Origin of the sequence: uncultured Rikenella sp. (genome assembly GCF_947628055.1) — a bacterium.
Lineage (GTDB): Bacteria > Bacteroidota > Bacteroidia > Bacteroidales > Rikenellaceae > Rikenella.
Map to the genome: position 1 here is coordinate 1 of NZ_CANQYJ010000050.1, position 17,355 is coordinate 17,355.

The 17,355-nt window shown below is 59.3% G+C and carries 12 protein-coding genes; 7 read left to right on the plus strand and 5 right to left on the minus strand.

Annotation, left to right across the window (positions count from 1 at the left end; translation table 11 throughout):
- The 4 genes from Q0Z93_RS06020 to pheS all read left to right on the plus strand — a co-directional run.
- A partial coding sequence (locus Q0Z93_RS06020; RefSeq protein WP_298063731.1) for a GDP-L-fucose synthase occupies positions 1-903 on the plus strand: 903 nt, incomplete at its 5' end.
- 84 nt (positions 904-987) lie between these two features.
- A complete protein-coding gene (locus tag Q0Z93_RS06025) occupies positions 988-1,530 on the plus strand; it encodes a hypothetical protein (protein WP_298063734.1) in 543 nt (180 codons plus the stop codon).
- 3 nt (positions 1,531-1,533) lie between these two features.
- Positions 1,534-2,859 (plus strand): UDP-glucose/GDP-mannose dehydrogenase family protein, encoded by a 1,326-nt coding sequence (locus tag Q0Z93_RS06030; RefSeq protein WP_298063736.1) that lies wholly within the window; start codon positions 1,534-1,536, stop codon positions 2,857-2,859.
- Positions 2,860-2,971: 112 nt separating this feature from the next.
- The gene (pheS, locus tag Q0Z93_RS06035) at positions 2,972-4,006 is read left to right on the plus strand and encodes a phenylalanine--tRNA ligase subunit alpha (RefSeq protein WP_298063739.1); all 1,035 of its coding nucleotides are present in this window, start codon (positions 2,972-2,974) and stop codon (positions 4,004-4,006) included.
- Between the two features lie 83 nt (positions 4,007-4,089).
- Here pheS and Q0Z93_RS06040 read toward each other — a convergent pair whose 3' ends face one another.
- Positions 4,090-6,072, minus strand: coding sequence for an alkaline phosphatase family protein (locus Q0Z93_RS06040; RefSeq protein WP_298063743.1), 1,983 nt, complete (start codon positions 6,070-6,072; stop codon positions 4,090-4,092).
- A 748-nt stretch (positions 6,073-6,820) separates the two neighbouring features.
- On the opposite strand from Q0Z93_RS06040, the gene Q0Z93_RS06045 reads away from it, so the two are divergent.
- Positions 6,821-7,951 (plus strand): ABC transporter permease, encoded by a 1,131-nt coding sequence (locus tag Q0Z93_RS06045; RefSeq protein ID WP_298063746.1) that lies wholly within the window; start codon positions 6,821-6,823, stop codon positions 7,949-7,951.
- Between the two features lie 198 nt (positions 7,952-8,149).
- On the opposite strand, the gene ftsY is transcribed toward Q0Z93_RS06045, so the two are convergent.
- Both ftsY and map read right to left on the minus strand, forming a co-directional pair.
- Entirely contained in the window at positions 8,150-9,142 is a 993-nt protein-coding gene (gene ftsY, locus Q0Z93_RS06050) for a signal recognition particle-docking protein FtsY (RefSeq protein WP_298063748.1), read from the minus strand.
- A gap of 241 nt (positions 9,143-9,383) precedes the next feature.
- Complete coding sequence (gene map / locus Q0Z93_RS06055; protein ID WP_298063757.1) at positions 9,384-10,235, minus strand: type I methionyl aminopeptidase; 852 nt, start codon at positions 10,233-10,235, stop codon at positions 9,384-9,386.
- 465 nt (positions 10,236-10,700) lie between these two features.
- Between map and Q0Z93_RS06060 the strand changes: the two genes are divergently transcribed.
- Positions 10,701-11,588, plus strand: coding sequence for an endonuclease/exonuclease/phosphatase family protein (locus tag Q0Z93_RS06060; RefSeq protein WP_298063750.1), 888 nt, complete (start codon positions 10,701-10,703; stop codon positions 11,586-11,588).
- A gap of 164 nt (positions 11,589-11,752) precedes the next feature.
- Here Q0Z93_RS06060 and Q0Z93_RS06065 read toward each other — a convergent pair whose 3' ends face one another.
- Both Q0Z93_RS06065 and cysS read right to left on the minus strand, forming a co-directional pair.
- On the minus strand, positions 11,753-12,817 hold the full coding sequence (locus Q0Z93_RS06065; RefSeq protein WP_298063760.1) for a branched-chain amino acid aminotransferase: 1,065 nt from the start codon (positions 12,815-12,817) through the stop codon (positions 11,753-11,755).
- Positions 12,818-13,299: 482 nt separating this feature from the next.
- A complete protein-coding gene (gene cysS / locus Q0Z93_RS06070) occupies positions 13,300-14,790 on the minus strand; it encodes a cysteine--tRNA ligase (protein WP_298063752.1) in 1,491 nt (496 codons plus the stop codon).
- 67 nt (positions 14,791-14,857) lie between these two features.
- Here cysS and Q0Z93_RS06075 point away from each other — a divergent pair, with 67 nt between their 5' ends.
- The gene (locus Q0Z93_RS06075; protein WP_298063755.1) at positions 14,858-16,582 is read left to right on the plus strand and encodes a menaquinone biosynthesis decarboxylase; all 1,725 of its coding nucleotides are present in this window, start codon (positions 14,858-14,860) and stop codon (positions 16,580-16,582) included.
- Positions 16,583-17,355: the final 773 nt, after the last annotated feature.

A 17,355-nucleotide genomic window follows, 5' to 3' on the forward strand; every position in this document is an offset into this window, starting at 1 on the left:
GAGTTCGTCTTTCTGGCAGCGGCTTATGTGGGGGGGATCATGGCCAACTCCTTGTACCGGGCCGACTTTATCTGGCGCAATCTCCAGATACAGAACAATGTGATCGCCGCCGCGTGGAGGCACGGCGTGAAAAAGCTGCTTTTCCTCGGTTCCACCTGCATCTACCCCCGCGAGGCGCCGCAGCCGATGCCGGAGGAGTGCCTGCTCACCTCGCCGCTGGAATACACCAATGAATCGTATGCGATTGCCAAGATCGCAGGGCTGAAGATGTGCGAAAGCTTCAACCTGCAGTACGGCACCGACTTTATCGCCGTCATGCCCACCAACCTGTACGGGCCGGAAGATAATTTCGACCTGGAGACGAGCCATGTGCTGCCGGCACTGGTCCGGAAGATGCACTTGGCGGCGGCCTTGATGCGGGGCGACTGGACCGCCGTTCGGACAGACTTCGCCCGGCGGCCGGTCGAAGGGGTGGACGGCACAGCCTCGGAGCGGGCTATTCTGGAAAAGCTCGAAAAATACGGCATCACCGAAGGACGCATGACCGTGTGGGGAACGGGCAGACCGCTGCGCGAATTTCTGTGGAGCGAAGACATGGCGGACGCGTGCACCTACATCATGGAGCGCGTGGGATTCCGGGATCTGGCGGCAGACAAGGGGAAAGAGGTGCGCAACTGCCATATCAACATAGGCACCGGTGTCGAACTGACCATCGCAGAGCTGGTGCGGCTGATCTCCGCAACGGTGGGATTCGGGGGCGAGGTCGTTTTCGACGCCTCGAAGCCCGACGGAACGATGCGCAAACTGACCGATCCCTCGCGGCTCCACGCCCTCGGCTGGCGGCATAAAGTATCCGTGGAAGAGGGCGTCGCGCGCCTTTATCGCTGGTACCTTCCGAAGTAGGCGGATATTTCCCGAAAAATGCGGATATTTGCAATCGTCCCGGAATACGGGACGCGAAAACGCTAACCATTAACCTAAGAAACGATGAAAAAGAAAATTTTCGCGGTCGTGACGGCCATAGCGGCAGGTTTGGCCATACTGTCCGGATGCACGAAAGACAAACCTTACTCCTCTTACAATATCGGCCCTGAATTCATAGGGCTTCCCAAACATGAAAACGGCCAGATTTACTCGAAAGAGGAAGCGTCAAAATTGCCTGCCGACCAGCGCGACCTCTATTTCGTCGCCGATTACCTGGCCGGCTGGCTGATCGATAACGGATATGTGAGGAACAACAACATCAATCCGCTGACCGTCGAAGGGGAAGACCTGGCATATAACGATCAGGTGGCCTATGACCTGTATCGGAACGATGTCAAAAGACTGAATGAGGTAGATCTGGAAAAAGTGCTTCAGGAGGCGCAGAAACTGTCGAGCTCCTCGAAACTGGAACTGACCACTTCCGGAACGGTATCTTTCCTCTACTCCTTGACGCGCACCAGTACGCTGCCTTCGGGGACACCGCTGTCGGAACGGTACACCGTAAGCTACAGCCCGATCGCCGCTGCGCCTTCAAATCCCGAATAATTCATGAAGATAGCTATCGTAGGGACAGGATACGTAGGGCTCGTGACCGGCACCTGTTTTGCGGAGTTAGGCGTCGATGTCACCTGCGTGGATACCGACGCCTCCAAGATCGACAGGCTCCGGAAAGGGATCATACCGATCTATGAGCCCAATCTGGAATTACTGGTCGAAAAGAACCACAAAGCGGGGCGGCTGCATTTCACCACTTCGTTAGAAGAAGTGCTGCCCCAGGTCGAGATCGTTTTCTCGGCCGTGGGGACGCCGCCGGACGAGGACGGGAGCGCCGACTTGCGCTATGTATTGCAAGTGGCCCGTACGATCGGCCGGAGTATGGATCGCTATGTACTGGTAGTGACCAAGTCCACCGTTCCGGTGGGAACAGCCGTCAAGGTGCGGGCCGCCATCCAGGAGGAATTGGATAAACGGGGCGTGCAAGTGCCGTTCGATGTGGCCTCCAACCCGGAATTCCTGAAAGAAGGAAATGCGATCGAGGATTTCATGCGGCCCGACCGGGTCGTGGTGGGCACCGACTCCGAACGGGCGCGCGACTTGATGACCAAGCTCTACAAACCGCTTCTGCTCAATAACTTCCGGGTCATGTTCATGGACATTCCTTCGGCAGAAATGACCAAGTATGCGGCGAACGCGATGCTGGCGACCCGGATCAGTTTCATCAATGACGTGGCGAATCTGTGCCAGGCGGTGGGAGCCGATGTCAATATGGTGCGCAAAGGGATCGGGGCGGACAGCCGGATCGGGAACAAGTTTCTCTATCCGGGATGCGGATACGGCGGCTCGTGTTTCCCAAAAGACATCAAAGCGTTGATCCGCAGTGCGCAGGAAAACGGATGCCGGATGGAAGTGCTGGAAGCGGTAGAGCGGGTCAACGAACGGCAGAAAGGGATCTTGTTCGAGAAACTGGCTTCGCATTTCGGGGGGGCGGAAGCTCTGCGGGGGAAACGGATCGCACTTTGGGGGCTGGCCTTCAAGCCGGGGACGGACGATATGCGCGAGGCGCCGTCGTTGGTGCTGATCCCGCAGCTTCTGGCGGCGGGAGCCGAAGTGGTGGCATACGACCCGGTGGCGATGGACGAAGCGAAACGGAGATTGGGAGAGGAGGCTGTCTCGTATGCTTCCGATGCCTACAGTGCGGTGTCGGATGCCGATGCGCTGGTGCTGCTGACGGAGTGGAAGGAATTCCGCCTGCCGAACTGGGAGGTGGTGCGCCGGGCCATGCGCGGCAGTGGTGTGGTGGACGGCCGGAATATCTTCGACCGGAATGAATTGCGGGCGCTGGGCTTCGACTATTATGGGATCGGAGTGTTGTAGCCGACCCTTCCGGCCCTTTGCCTTTCCGCCAGCCGAAGAGACGGGGCTCTCCTGCGGGCTTGCGGCGGGGCATATCGCATAATCGAACCGAAGAGAATCTAATACAACGATAATGATTGAAAAGATAGAAGCATTGTCGGCCGAAGTCGAAGAGTTCCGACCGAAGACTCTGGCCGAAGTCGAGGAGTTCCGTATCCGGCTGTTAGGCAAAAAAGGGGCGATAACGGCTCTGTTCGACGAGTTCAAGACCGCCCCTGCCGACCGGAAGAAAGTCTTGGGGCAGGCGATGAACCGGCTGAAGACAGCGGCGATAGAGAAGATCAACGACCTGAAATCGAAACTCGAAGAGCTGGCTTTCGCTTCTGCGGACGCAGCGGCGCTGGCGTTGGACATGACCCGTCCGGCGGGGGCGGACAAGGTGGGCACGCGGCATCCGATCTCACTGGTGAAAAACCAGATTCTGGACATCTTCGAGCGGATCGGTTTCGCCCCTGCCGAAGGGCCCGAGATCGAAGACGACTGGCACGTTTTCACGGCGCTGAACTTTCCGCCCGAGCATCCGGCGAGGGATATGCAGGACACCTTTTTCGTCGAAAAAAATCCGGATATTCTGCTGCGGACGCATACCTCGTCGATCCAGGTGCGGGTGATGCAGACCCAGAAGCCGCCGATCCGGGTCATTTGCCCGGGGCGCGTGTTCCGCAACGAAGCCATTTCGTACCGCGCGCACTGTATCTTTCATCAGGCGGAAGGGCTGTATGTCGACGAACATGTATCGTTCGCCGACCTGAAACAGACGATTCTCTATTTTGCGAAAGAGATGTTCGGCGAAAAGTCGGAAATTCGGATGCGCCCTTCCTATTTCCCGTTCACGGAGCCTTCGACCGAGGTGGACGTATCGTGCAACCTGTGCGGCGGAAAAGGGTGCGCGGTGTGCAAGTACACCGGCTGGCTCGAAATCATGGGAGCGGGGATGGTGGACCCGAACGTGCTGGAAGCGTGCGGGATCGACAGCAAAAAGTACACGGGGTTCGCTTTCGGGATGGGCGTGGAGCGCATCGCCATGCTGAAATACGGGGTGAAAGACCTGCGGCTCTACTTCGAGAACGACCTCCGTTTCCTGCGTCAGTTCACACCGGTTTACTAAGTGCCGGTCCGTTTCGACCGTTCGCGCCCGGGCGTGCTGTTCCTGCACGTCCGGGCGCGAACACAAAGAAGGCCGACTGCAGGTCAGCGAACGATGAAATCGCTTTGTTCCAGATGCTCGTAATAAGTTTGCAGTAGCGCCTTCATGCGTTCCACCTGCATGGAATCCGGCTTCACCCCCTGCTTGATCAAATTGCGCCGCTCCAACGGATCAGCTTGCAAATCGAACAGGTGCGTGACCTCGTGCTCGTCGAAAAACATCGCCGCCGAGTCCGTGATCCATTGGAACGCCTCGTTGACGTAGTTGATCGCGAACGCCCGCCGCGCCCCGGCCGAATCCGCCCGCACCTCGAAAATATCCTGCCCGTAAGCGAAATACGGTTTATCGTAGCCCGTCAAGCCGAGGAGCGTCGGCATCAGGTCGATCTGCTGCGCCACATGCGGGTCGTCGCCCCGCAGCGAGCCGTCGGGAGTATACAGAAAGAAAATAATGTGCGAATTGCCCGTCGGCGTTTTCGACTCCTCGCCGTACACCTCGCTCGAGACATGGTCGGCCGTGAAGACGAAAATCGTCTGTTCGTACCACGGCTGCCGCCGTGCATAGTCGAAAAAGTCGCGCAGCGACCGGTCGGTATAGGCTACCGGCTGCTGCACCTTCGTCCGGCCCGCAGGCAGCGTGCGTTCGCACCCCTCCGGCACCACGAACGGGTGGTGGGACGAAAGGGTGAAGATCGTCGTGAAGAACGGTTTCGGCGCCTCGTCCAATTCGCGGGCCATGTACTGCATGAACGGGCCGTCCCAGATACCCCAGTAGCCGTCGAAATCCTCCTTTCCCATCCGCGCCTCGTAATTCTCGCGCGTGCGGGCGTTCTCCACCCCCGACAGCTTGGCATAGGCCACGAACCCCATCGACTTGTTCTCCGACCCGTTGAAGAACCATGTCGAATAGCCCTCCTCGCCCAACAGCCGTCCCAATCCGCGCGTCTCGCCCAACGACTGCGGCGTGATGACGAACGGGGTCTTGAACGACGGAATCGAACTCAGCACCGACGGCAGCGCGTCGATCGACTTGCGTCCGTTGGCATAGCCCCGGCGGAAGAGGTATCCCTCGCGCATCAGCGAATCGAGAAAAGGGGTGTAGCTCACCTCGCCCCGGTAGAGTTCGGGATTGAGATAGGCCGAGTGTTCGTAACTGAAACTTTCCAGCACGAAGATCAGGATATTCTTTCCCCGCTGGCTTCCGAACCGGCCGTGGCGCAGACTGTCGGCCGCCGGATAGTGGTAGGGCGAAAACCGGGCGGCCAGTTCCGCGCTGTCCGCAAAATATCGGACGGCATGGATCTTTTTGTTGGTGATCGTGCGCAGCACGCAGAAAGGGTTGCTCAGCACCACCGAGGCTTTGGCGGGCGACACGGCATACTGTGCCGCGTTGCTCATCGCAATGGGCCGGATGGCATGGCTCAGCCCGCCGCGCATCCCGCCCACGAGCAGCACGACGGCCGCGACGGTCAGCAAGCTGTTCACCAGTACGAAAGCCCACCTCTTTTTCAGCAGACTCGGCGCCGGTTTCACTAACCGGTAGAGCCGCACCGCTCCCCACACCAGTGCGATGCCAACCAATAGCAGATACCAGTTTTCGCCGACGGCTTTCCAGAGGATATGGCCGGTGTTATCGTTATCGGCGAAGTGCATCTCGTCCACCGTGATGCGTTTCTTGGCATAGTGGAAATAGACGGTGTCGGCGAGGTTCGTCAGCACGATGACAACCCCGGGAACGATCCATGTCCAGAACAGCATGCGCCGGTACCACCCCCGCTCGCGCACCTTCAGCGGCAGCAGCGAGAGCACCGCGAACAGACAATAGCAGTAACAGATATTGGCGGTGTCGAACAGCAGGCTGCCGCGCACGAGGGCGGGCACTTCGCCGCCGGTCATCGCTCCGAGGGTGTCGCTGTTGAAGAGGTAAAAGACTATGCGCAGGACGAAAAGCAGCGCATAGGCGATCATGAGCCGCCACGCGAGGATGGTGAGGTCGTTGTGCAGCCAAGTGTGCAGTCGTTCGTTCATCTTTTTTACTTGTCGTTTTTGCGGGTGCTTTGTTGCCTTTCTGCCGGGCGGGCACTTTCTTTTCACTTCACCGCTCATGCCGCGGAGGCTTTTTTCTTTGATAATTGCCTCGGGCCGGCGAGGCTTTTGTTCTTTATATAAAACTTTTTTTGATGCCCTCATGCCGGGCGGGCACTTACTTTTTATGATGCGATAAAAAGTAAGCAAAAAGCGCATCAAAGGGGGCCAGCCCCCTTTGCCATCCCCCGCAACGGTGCTCGAAAATCTCGCGTCAGCGGGCGGGCCGGAGCCAGCGGAGGCGCATTCGAGCAACGCGAGAGTTGCGGCCCTCCGCCCGGGGTGGCTCCGGCCCGACAACAGGTATTTCGGTGAAAGCACAAAAATTCCCCGGAAGCGTCGTGTTTTGCCTTGAGGGGGCCGCGCAGGACGCGCGGACGCCCGACAAGGCGAAACCGGCTGGAGGCAGTTTTCTTTGCTTCGTTTGGCCTGCGGTCTTCCTCGCGCTGCCTCGGCATAGCCCGCAAGCGGTCTCTGCTCTCGGTACGCTGCTCGGTTCTTTTGCTGACAAAAGAAATGAAGAGCCCCGCCGGTCGAGGCCCAAGAAAAATTCTAACAGTTCTTTGCGCCACTCGCTTTCAAGGACGCACAGCTCCCCGCCACGATCGCCGCAAATCATATACAAAGGTAATGATAGTTTCGGGGTGATGAAAAAAGCATATCTTTGCGAGAAAGCCTAAGACCACCGCCGATGCGCAAACTATCCATCCTGCTCAAGAAAGAATTTTTACAAATCTTCCGCGACCGATACATGCTGCGGGTAGTGATCCTGTTGCCCATCGTGCAGCTGTTAGTGCTGCCGTTGGCAGCCGACTACGACATCAAGAACTTCCGCATGGCAGCCATCGACCGGGATCATACCCAGTTCAGCCGGCGACTGCTGACCAAACTGCAGGCAGGGGGATACTTTTCGTTAGTCGGCAGCGTACCTTCGTGGAAACAGGCCGAACAGATGATCGAGCAGGGAGAGGCAGACATGATCGTCGAGATACCGGTTGATTTCGAGCGGGACATGGTGTTGGGGCGCAGCCCGGAAGTCTCGGTGCACATTTCGGCCATCAATGGACTGAGTGCCGGAGTGGCGGCGAATTATGTGAACTCGATCGCAGGAGATTTCGCGACGGAGCTGGCGGCGGAACAGCTCGTTCCGACACCGGCAGAGGCGAAAACAGTTCCGACGCGGATCGAGACAGCGGTGCAGGAGTGGTACAACCCGCGGTTCGATTACAAAACGGTGATCGTTCCAGGTATCCTGGCACTGTTGATTACGATCGCAGGGCTGTCGATGACGGCGCTCAACTCGGTGAAGGAGAAAGAGCGGGGGACGATCGAGCAGCTGAACGTAACGCCGATGAACCGTCTGCAATATATGCTGGCCAAGATGATCCCGTTTTTCGCAATCGGATTGGTGCAGTTCACGATCGGGCTCGTGATCGCGCGGACAGTCTATTCGATACCGATGGCGGGGAATGTATTTCTGCTGTACGGTATCGTCGCCCTGTATTTGGTGGGGGTGCTGTGCCTGGGCTTCGTGATCGCGAACCTGTCGGAAACACAGGTGCAGGCTATTTTTCCCACTTTCTTCATCATGATGATCCTGATCCTGATGAGCGGTCTTTTCACGCCGGTCGAGAGCATGCCGGAGTGGGCGCAGCGGGTGAATACGGTCAATCCGGTGGCGCATGTCATCTCGTCGATCAAGATGGTCATGATCAAGGGGAGTTCGGCGGGATATTTATTGTGGCATTGGGTGTGGTTAGGCCTTTTCGCGGCAGCGATGGGGGTGCTGTCGGTGGTCACCTTCCGCAAACTGCGGGCATGACTTTTTTACCGGAGCTGCATTTGGGGGGTATGATATTTTGAATTCAGAGAGGTTTTGCCGCCGGAGCCGGAATTCTGCCTCAAAAGTATTGAAATTTCCGAATTGCCTCTTGCGCTCGTTCTTCCATCTTCACCGAACCCGGTTTTGAGCTGCAGGTCTTGGAATGGGGCGTTCCAGTCAAGCGGCGTTCCGACCGAATCAACCGCGCCGGTCGCCGAACAGCGATGCCACGAAGCGGTTTCTGTCGAAAACCTGCAAATCGTCGATCCCCTCCCCGACCCCGATATAACGCACCGGTATGCGGAACTGTTCCGAGATGCCGATCACCACGCCTCCTTTGGCCGTTCCGTCCAGCTTGGTAATCGCCAGGGACGAGATCTGCGTCGCTGCCGAAAACTGTTTCGCCTGCTCGAAAGCGTTCTGCCCGGTCGAGCCGTCCAGTACCAGCATCACTTCGTGCGGTGCCCCCGGTATCACTTTCTGCATCACGTTGCGGATTTTGGTCAGTTCGTTCATCAGGTTGACTTTGTTGTGCAGCCGTCCCGCCGTGTCGATAACGACCACATCGGCTCCCGCCGCTTTCGCAGCCGACAGCGTGTCGAAAGCCACGGATGCCGGATCGGCGCCCATCTGTTGCTTGATGAGCTTGGCGCCCGACCGGCCGGCCCACACCTCCAACTGGTCGATCGCCGCCGCACGAAAGGTGTCCGCGGCACCGAGGTAAACGGTTTTTCCTGCAGTCGTCAGCCGTGCGGCGAGTTTGCCTATCGTCGTCGTTTTTCCGACTCCGTTGACTCCGACGACCATCAGTACGAACGGGTTGCCTTCTCTGTCTTTCTCAAACAGGAAGCCCGAATCCGACGACGAATCCGCAGTCGGGGCCTCGGCCAGCAAGGAGGTCACTTCGTCGCGCAGGATCGTGTTGAGTTCGTCGGTGCCGAGATATTTGTCCCGCGCCACTCGCGCTTCGATGCGTTCGATAATGTGAAGGGTGGTGTCGATCCCTACGTCTGCGGTAATGAGTATCTCTTCCAATTGGTCGAGCACTTCTTCGTCGACTTTCGATTTCCCGGCGACGGCGCGCGAGATTTTGGAGAAGATGCCTTCCCGGCTTTTTTCCAATCCGCTGTCGAGACTGGCCTGCCGAGCTGCATCGGCGTCTTTCTTTCTGAATAGGTTGAATATGCCCATAACTGGTTTTGGTCGATAGGGTTGATAATCTTGGCTTTTGCCGGCTGGGTGAACGATAGGCTCCGGGGAGTATGGGTCGTCGGGCCGAACCCAAAGTTATTTAAAAGTAGGTTTTATTTAGCACGGTTCCGTGTGTGACTGTTCTTTTTGTGAACAGTACTACTCAAACCGGGTGTACAATAAAAGAAAGGCAAGCCCCATCCATTGCGTCTTGCCAGACTGTAATTACCCGATCCCGACATCAGTGCGACAGCACCTTCAGCCCATTTTCCGTCATCACGAACGTATGCTCCCACTGCGCCGACGGCAGACCGTCACGCGTCCGCACCGTCCAGCCATCCACCTCGTCGACCGTCACCCGCCAGTCACCCATATTGATCATCGGCTCAATGGTGAAAACCAAGCCCGGCACCAATAGCATCCCCGTGCCCCTGTGCCCGAAATGAGCCACCTCCGGTTCCTCGTGGAACTCCAGCCCCACCCCATGCCCGCACAGATCGCGCACCACCGAATAGCCATTCTTTTCCGCATGCCGCTGTATCGCCGCCCCGATATCCCCGACAAAGCCGAACGGCCTCGCCGCCTCCGCCCCGATGCGCAGACACTCCCGCGTCACCTCCACCAGCCGCCTCTTTTCATCCGACACCTCGCCGATCAGGAACATTCGCGAAGCATCGGAATAAAAACCGTCGAGTATCGTCGAGACATCCACATTCACGATATCCCCCTCTTTCAGGATCACATTCTCGCTCGGAATGCCGTGACACACCACTTCATTGATCGAGATGCAGACACTTTTCGGGAACCCCTCATAGTTCAGCGGCGCCGGGACAGCTCCGTGCGAGACCGTGTAATCATAAACCATCCGGTCGATCTCAGCCGTCGTCATCCCCGGCCGGACAGCAGCCTCGACCAAGTCGAGCACCCCCGTATTCACCACCCCGCTCAGACGAATGCCTTCGATCTGCTCCGGCGTCTTGATCAGCTTGTGCAGCGGCACCTCATGGCCCCGCTGGCGATACCACGCCATTTTGCGCTCCAGATCGTCCGCAATGAGGGAAGCCGCCGGAGCGCCGTTATATCGGAATTTCATTTTAGACATACCACAAAAATAGAGTTATTTTCGGTATCCGCCGCCACCCCTTTTTCATCCCCTGAAAAATGCTTCCGGCCTCAGCACTCCTTATAAAATTACTATCTTTGTAACTGTAACGCTCTTACCGTACTCAAGCTCCGCCCGGAATCACCGCAAAAATTCGACAGAGCTCGCAACGACAGCTTCAGTCCATGCCCATACGGCATGAGTCTGAGGCTTATGTTCGTTGCTGGTCTCCACTTTGCGGTGAGCCAAGGGTGGCATAAGTCGAAGGCCCGTGCCTTTTTCGTATCCACGATTATATACTTTATCGTACCCGCCATCCCTTGTCCCGATTTTTCGGCTCGCGCCGCCCCGGCCGCGAGAAGCGGCCCCCGGCACAGAGCCGAACTCGAAAAGAGGAGAAAAGTATATTAAAGTATATAATCGCGTTCGTATCCTTCAGACCGAAAGCTCCCGAAAATGCGTCCGACCTTTCCGGCCACCCTCCTGGCCCTGCTCATCCTTGCCGTCCGGCCCGCTCACGGTCAGCCGGCGACAGCCCTGACCATAGCCGCCTACAACGTCTGCAACCTGTTCGACACCCTCAACGACCCCGGCCAGCACGATATGGTGCTCACTCCGGAGGCTTACCGGCTTAAAACGGCGGCCTTATCCCGCGTGATCGGCGAACTGGCCCCGGACATCATCGCCTTGTGCGAAGTCGAAAACGCCGGGGTGCTGCGCGATCTGCTGGACACCCCGCCGCTCGACACCGTTCCATACCGCTTCATTCATTACGATTCGCCGGATAAACGCGGCATCGACGCGGCCCTGCTTTACCGCGCCGACCGGGTGACGTCGGCCGGTTCCGAGCCGATCCGGATTCCGGACGGTTACCCTACTCGCGACATCCTGCGGACGGAGTTTTCCATAGCCGGCACCGACAAAAGGATAGTCGTATATGCCGCTCACCTTCCTTCGCATCGGGGCGGTTACAGCCGCGCGGCGCGGATGCGGGAGATGATCGCGGCCCGATTGGGCGACATGGCGTCCCGCGAAGCGCCGGGAGCGGGGGTAATCCTGCTGGGCGACCTGAACGACAGCCCGGCCTCGAAACTGCTGCGGCGGAATTTTCCGGGATTGGACTGTCTCACGGCGGAGGCGCACCGCCAGGGGCAAGGTTCGTATGCGTGGCGCGACACCTGGCAGATGTACGACCATATTTTCGTGAACCGGAATGTGCGGCCTTACGGGAATGCCCGGGTATTCGTCCGGGACTGGATGCTTACCCGCACGGGCCGGTTCCGGGGCTATCCCGACCGTTCGGTCAGCGATCATCTGCCGGTGTATGTGCGGATCGCATTTTGAAAGCCCGACACGGGATCGGCAGGTTTTCCGTTCCGGCCTCAAACGAGTGGAGCGACGGCAGGCCTCCGGCCGGACGATTGTCGGCCTGCCGGAGGCCTCCAAAGGCAGCGAGGGTGTCATTGCATCGCAATGACACCCTCGCTCTTTCCGTTTCCCGTTCCGGATTATATGTCGAGCACGGTATTCCATCCGTGCCGGTCTTCCGCCTCGCCGTGCTGGATAGCGACCAGTTCGTCGTACAACTTCTTGCTCCACGGCCCCACGCCTGTGCCGAAATCGTAGGTTTTCCCGTCCGCCGGGTCGAAGATCGTCGCCACCGGCGTAATCACCGCCGCCGTTCCGCAGCAGCCCGCTTCGTCGAACGTGTTCAGTTCGTCGAGCTCCACACGCCTTGCCTCGACTACCATCCCGAAGTCTTCGGCGATCTGCCGCAGGCTCTTGTTGGTGATCGACGGCAGGATCGAGTGCGACGCGGGCGTAATGTAGTGCGCCCGTCCGCCGTCGGCAGCCGGATCCACTCGTATCCCGAAGAAGTTCGCCGCCCCGCACTCGTCGATATAGCGGTGTTCCGCGGGGTCGAGGTACAGTTCGCTGTCGTACCCTTTTTCATGCCCTTCGAGCGCCGAGGTAAGGCTCGCCCCGTAATTCCCTCCTGCTTTGGTGTGTCCCGTCCCGAACGGTGCCGCCCGGTCGTGTGTCCGGTCGATGATCGCGCTGATCCCTTTCATCCCGCCGCTGTAGTACGGCCCCACCGGACTGGCGAACATCAGCAGCAAGGTCTCATCTGCCGGTTTCACGCCCAACTGCGGCCCCGAACCTACGATGACGGGACGGACGTACAGCGATCCGCCGGTCTCGTATGCCGGAATGTAGTCTTTGTTCAGTGTCACGACGCGTGTCACCATCTCGCAGAAGAGTTCGATGCTCGGCACGGCCATTTGCAGGTAGGATGCGGAGCTTTGTATCCGTTTGGCGTTTTCGTCCATGCGGAAGATCCGCACTTTCCCGTCTTTGCACCGAAAGGCTTTCAACCCTTCAAATGCGGTCTGTCCGTAGTGCAATGCGGTGGCTGCCATGTGCAGGGTCACGGTCTCTTCGGTGTGTTCTTCGATCGGACCCCATGCGCCGTCGCGCCAATAACACCGCACGTTCACCGGGGTGCGTGTATATCCGAATTTCAGGTTGTGCCAGTCTATGTCTTCCGGTCTCATCGCTGTTTGTTTTTTTATCCGTTCGTTTATTCTCCGCCTTAGTTGGAGGCAACCGTACCTTTTCTGAAGAAAAGGTACCCAAAAGACTTTTGAGATAGCTGCGCTACTCCTTACGCTCCGCAGTCCTCTTGCATCAAGCTTTCTTTGGGCCGGGGCAATAGACCGCTCTACTGCTCCTTAGTTCGACCTCGCGCCCACCCCCCGAGCGGCTTCGCCGCTGGGCGCGAAGGTCGGCGGTTCTGCGAACCGCAATATTAAGAGCGGTCTATTGCTCCCGGCACAAGAGGATCGAAGCCAAGGGAACCCGGCAGGCTCAAGAGATGCGTTAGCATCTCAAAAAGTTTGGCTTCGCCTTCCTCCTGGCGCCTCGGCCATTCGAGCAAGCTCGATGGCTCTCGCCTGCTGCGTCGGTTTTCTGGTTCTCTTTGTTCACAAAGAGAACAGTTCACTCAAACATAAGGTAGAGAACAAACGAACGGTTATAAATTAGAAAAAGTGAGTTAATCCAGTTCCCAGTCCGCCCCATCCTTTCGATCCTTGACCCGGATGCCCAACGCCGCCAAGCGATCCCGGATCAAGTCCGACGTCGCCCAATCCTTCGCCAGCTTCGCCTGCTGCCGCACCTCCAGAATCATATCGATCACCCCCCCCAAGCGACCGTTATCCCTATCGGCAGTATCGCCCGCAGGAGAAAGAGAAAGCCCCAGCAGCGTCCCCAGCACCGTATCGAACGCCCCGCGCAAAGTCAGCAAATCTTCCTCCGTCGCCGACAGTGTCCCGTCATGCAAAGCATTGACATGCCGCACCCAGTCGAACAGCCGCGCGATCGCCACCGGACTGTTCAGATCGTCGCACAAAGCCTCCTCGCACTCCGCCAGCAGCCCCGCCGGCGAAGGAATCGTCGAAACCGCCGCCGCCCGAATCCGTCCCGAAGCGAGCAGCCCCCACGCTTTGGACAAACGCTCGAGCCCCTTTTCCGCCGCCAGCAGCGCCCCGTCGCTGAAATCCAGCGTCGAACGGTAGTGCGCCTGTAAGATGAAAAAGCGGATCACCATCGGCGCATACGCCTGCGACAACAACCGATGATCCCCCGTAAAGAGCTGTTCCAGCGTAATGAAATTCCCCAACGACTTCCCCATCTTCTGCCCCCCGATCGTCACCATGTTGTTGTGCACCCAGTAATTGGCCGAGGCATGCCCCAGCGCCGCCGTAGACTGCGCGATCTCGCACTCGTGGTGCGGGAACATCAGATCCATCCCCCCCCCGTGAATATCGAACCGCTCGCCTAAATACTTGGCGCTCATCGCCGAGCACTCCAAGTGCCACCCCGGGAACCCCTCGCTCCACGGACTCGGCCACCGCATGATATGTTCCGGCGCCGCCCGCTTCCACAACGCAAAATCCGCCGCGAACCGCTTCTCCCCCTCGAAATCGTCCGACCGCCCCCCCGACTGCATCTCGTCCAGGTTCCTGCCCGACAGGATCCCATAGTTATAGCCGTCCGAAACATATTTTTGCACGTCGAAATAGACCGACCCGTTGCTGACATAAGCATACCCCGCATCCAGGATCGCCTGCGTCATCGCGATCTGCTCGATGACATGCCCCGACGCGTGCGGCTCGATCGACGGCCGCAGTACCCCTAACCGATCCATGAACTCGTGGTACCGGTTGGTGTAGTACTGCGCCACCTCCATCGGTTCTAACTGTTCCAGGCGCGCCTTCTTCGCGATCTTGTCCTCGCCCGAGTCCGCATCGTTTTCAAGATGCCCCACATCCGTGATGTTCCGCACATAGCGCACCTTGTACCCCTCGTACCGCAAGAGCCGGAACAGCAGGTCGAACGTCACCGCCGGCCGCACATGCCCCAAGTGCGGATCGCCGTAGACCGTCGGCCCGCAGACATACATTCCCACCGCCGGAGCATGCAGCGGACGGAACTCCTCCTTGCGCCGCGTCAGCGTGTTATACAGATAGATCGGTTTGGCCATATTCTTGCTCTTACGAATAGAGTGCATTTTGCAAATTTATTAATTTTGAACCATTCAGGTACCGATTATGTATAGAAATTTAGCGGAATATGTGGCCGCGCTGGAAAAAGCGGGCGAACTCATCCGGATCGCCGCCCCGGCAGACCCCGTGCTGGAGATCGCCGAACTGACCGACCGGCAGGCCAAGCAGCCGGGAGGCGGACGGGCCTTGCTGTTCGAGGATACGGGCAGCGGATTCCCCGTGCTGACCAACATGATGGGCTCCGAACGGCGGATCTGCATGGCCCTCGGCGTGGAGCGGCTGGCGGAGATCGGCGAGCGGATCGAGGCGCTGTTTGCCGAGGCAGTGCAGCCCAAAGCGGGTCTGATGGACAAACTGCGGATGCTGCCGCTGCTCAAGGAGGTCTCGGCCTGGATGCCGCGCAACGTTTCGCGGCGCGGAGAATGCCAGCAGACGGTCTGGCAAGGCGACGAAGCGGACTTGTCGCGGCTGCCGGTACTGCAATGCTGGCCGCACGACGGCGGGCGGTTCGTGACGCTGCCGCTGGTGCACACCCTCGATCCGGAGACGGGGGGGCGCAATGTGGGGATGTACCGGATGCAGATTTTCGATTCCCGGACCACCGGGATGCACTGGCACCGCCACAAGACGGGCGAACGGCATTACCGGCAGTATAAGGAGCGGGGCGAGCGGATGCCGGTGGCGGTCTGCTTGGGGGGTGACCCGGTCTACACCTATTGCGCGACGGCGCCGCTGCCGGACGGGGTGGACGAATACCTGCTGGCGGGATTTCTGCGGCGGCGGCCGGTGGAGTTGGTGCGGTGCCTGACCAACGACCTGCGGGTGCCGGCGGACTGCGATTTCGTCATCGAGGGGTATGTCGACCCGGCGGAGCCGAAGGTGGTGGAGGGGGATTTCGGCGACCATACGGGATTCTACTCCCTGAAAGACCTCTATCCGCGGTTCCACGTGACGTGTATCACGCACCGCCGCGATGCGATCTATCCGGCGACGGTGGTGGGGGTGCCGCCGATGGAGGATGCTTATATCCAATTGGCTTCGGAGCGTATCTTCCTGGCTCCGATCCGGTTGGCGGTGGCGCCGGAGGTGGTCGACCTGTGGATGCCGCCGGCGGGGGTGGCGCACAACGTGGCGGTATGCGTGATCCGGAAGAGCTATGCGGGGCAGGCGCTGCGGGTGGCGCATGCGCTCTGGGGGGCGGGACAGATGGGGTTCAACAAGTTTCTCGTCGTGCTCTCGGCGGAGGATGCGGCGGGGGTCTCGGGCGGGGGCTATACGGCGGTGATTCGCGAACGGTTGCGGCAGTTCGACCCGGTGCGGGACGTGCTTTTTTCGCGGGGGGTGCTGGATGTATTGGATCATGCGGCGCCGCAAACGGGATTCGGGGGCAAGCTGTGTCTTGATCTGACGCGCAAACTGCCGGAGGAGGGGGGCGAGCGGCCTTACCGGGAAGGTGTCCCGGTCGAGGTGGTGCTGGACGATTTCGTCTCTGCGGCGGGGTTAGGGTTCGACGAGTTGCTGTGGTTGGCGGCGGGGAATACGGATCCGGCACGGGATGTGTCGGTGACGGAGGAGGGGGTGCTGAGGATAGACGCGCGGTTCAAGCCGGGGGCGGTGGAGCGGGGCTGGCCGAATGTGGTGACGATGTCGCGGGAGGTGATTGAGCGGGTGGATGCGCGGTGGGCGGAATACGGGTTTTCGGGCGATCCGCTGCCGTCGCCGTCGCGCCGCTACCTGCCGTTAGTGCGCTCGCATACGGCCAGGCTGTAATCGTCGGTTCCCGGGCCGGGCTCCGTATTTTCTTGTTGAAACGGTTGGATCAGTTTATTTTGCTGCCGGCAGATTTTTATGGGTAGCTCGGCTCGCGGGCGCAGTTCTCTCTGGTTGTGGCGGATCAAACTCCCCGGTTGGAGTGCCCAACGGCACCGCCTGCCCGGCGTAAGGGCAGTACCCTCCGGTTAAGGCAGAGCAAATTCCCGGCTCGCGTGCCGAACGGCACCGACACCGCGCGCGACGGCTGGAATAGGAAATCGTTCAAAAGCAGCTTGCGCTTTTGAACAGGATTTCCGCCAGCGCGCGGATAAAGACCGTTTTTGATATGCAACGGGTCGCAGCCCGCGGAGGATATTTCGGGTAGTTACAGTTCGGCTCGAGTGCCGAGCGGCACCGGGCCTCCGCTACGGGAGACTGCGGCCCGACATCGAGAGATCACTGCCCAACCGTCTTTTTCCGTGGAGCGGCCAGGCCGCAGCCACATCCCAAAGCCCAGAGCCAACGAAGCTGTTTAGGGTAGTTACAGCCTGGGCCAAGTGCCGAGCGGCACGCCCCTCCGCTGGGGGTGGTTCCGGCCTAACATAGGGAGATTACAGCCAAAGTCCTTTCGCGTCCGAACGGCATCGTCCGACGCCGGCGGAGCAACAAGGAGCCGTGCGAATTGCGCCCTCCGCGTGGGGCGGCGTCGGGCGCGCGACCCAAGGTCGCGGTTTATTGGCTCCCGACAACAACGGCTGGAGCTAACGACCAAATTCCCGCCAGCGCGCAGA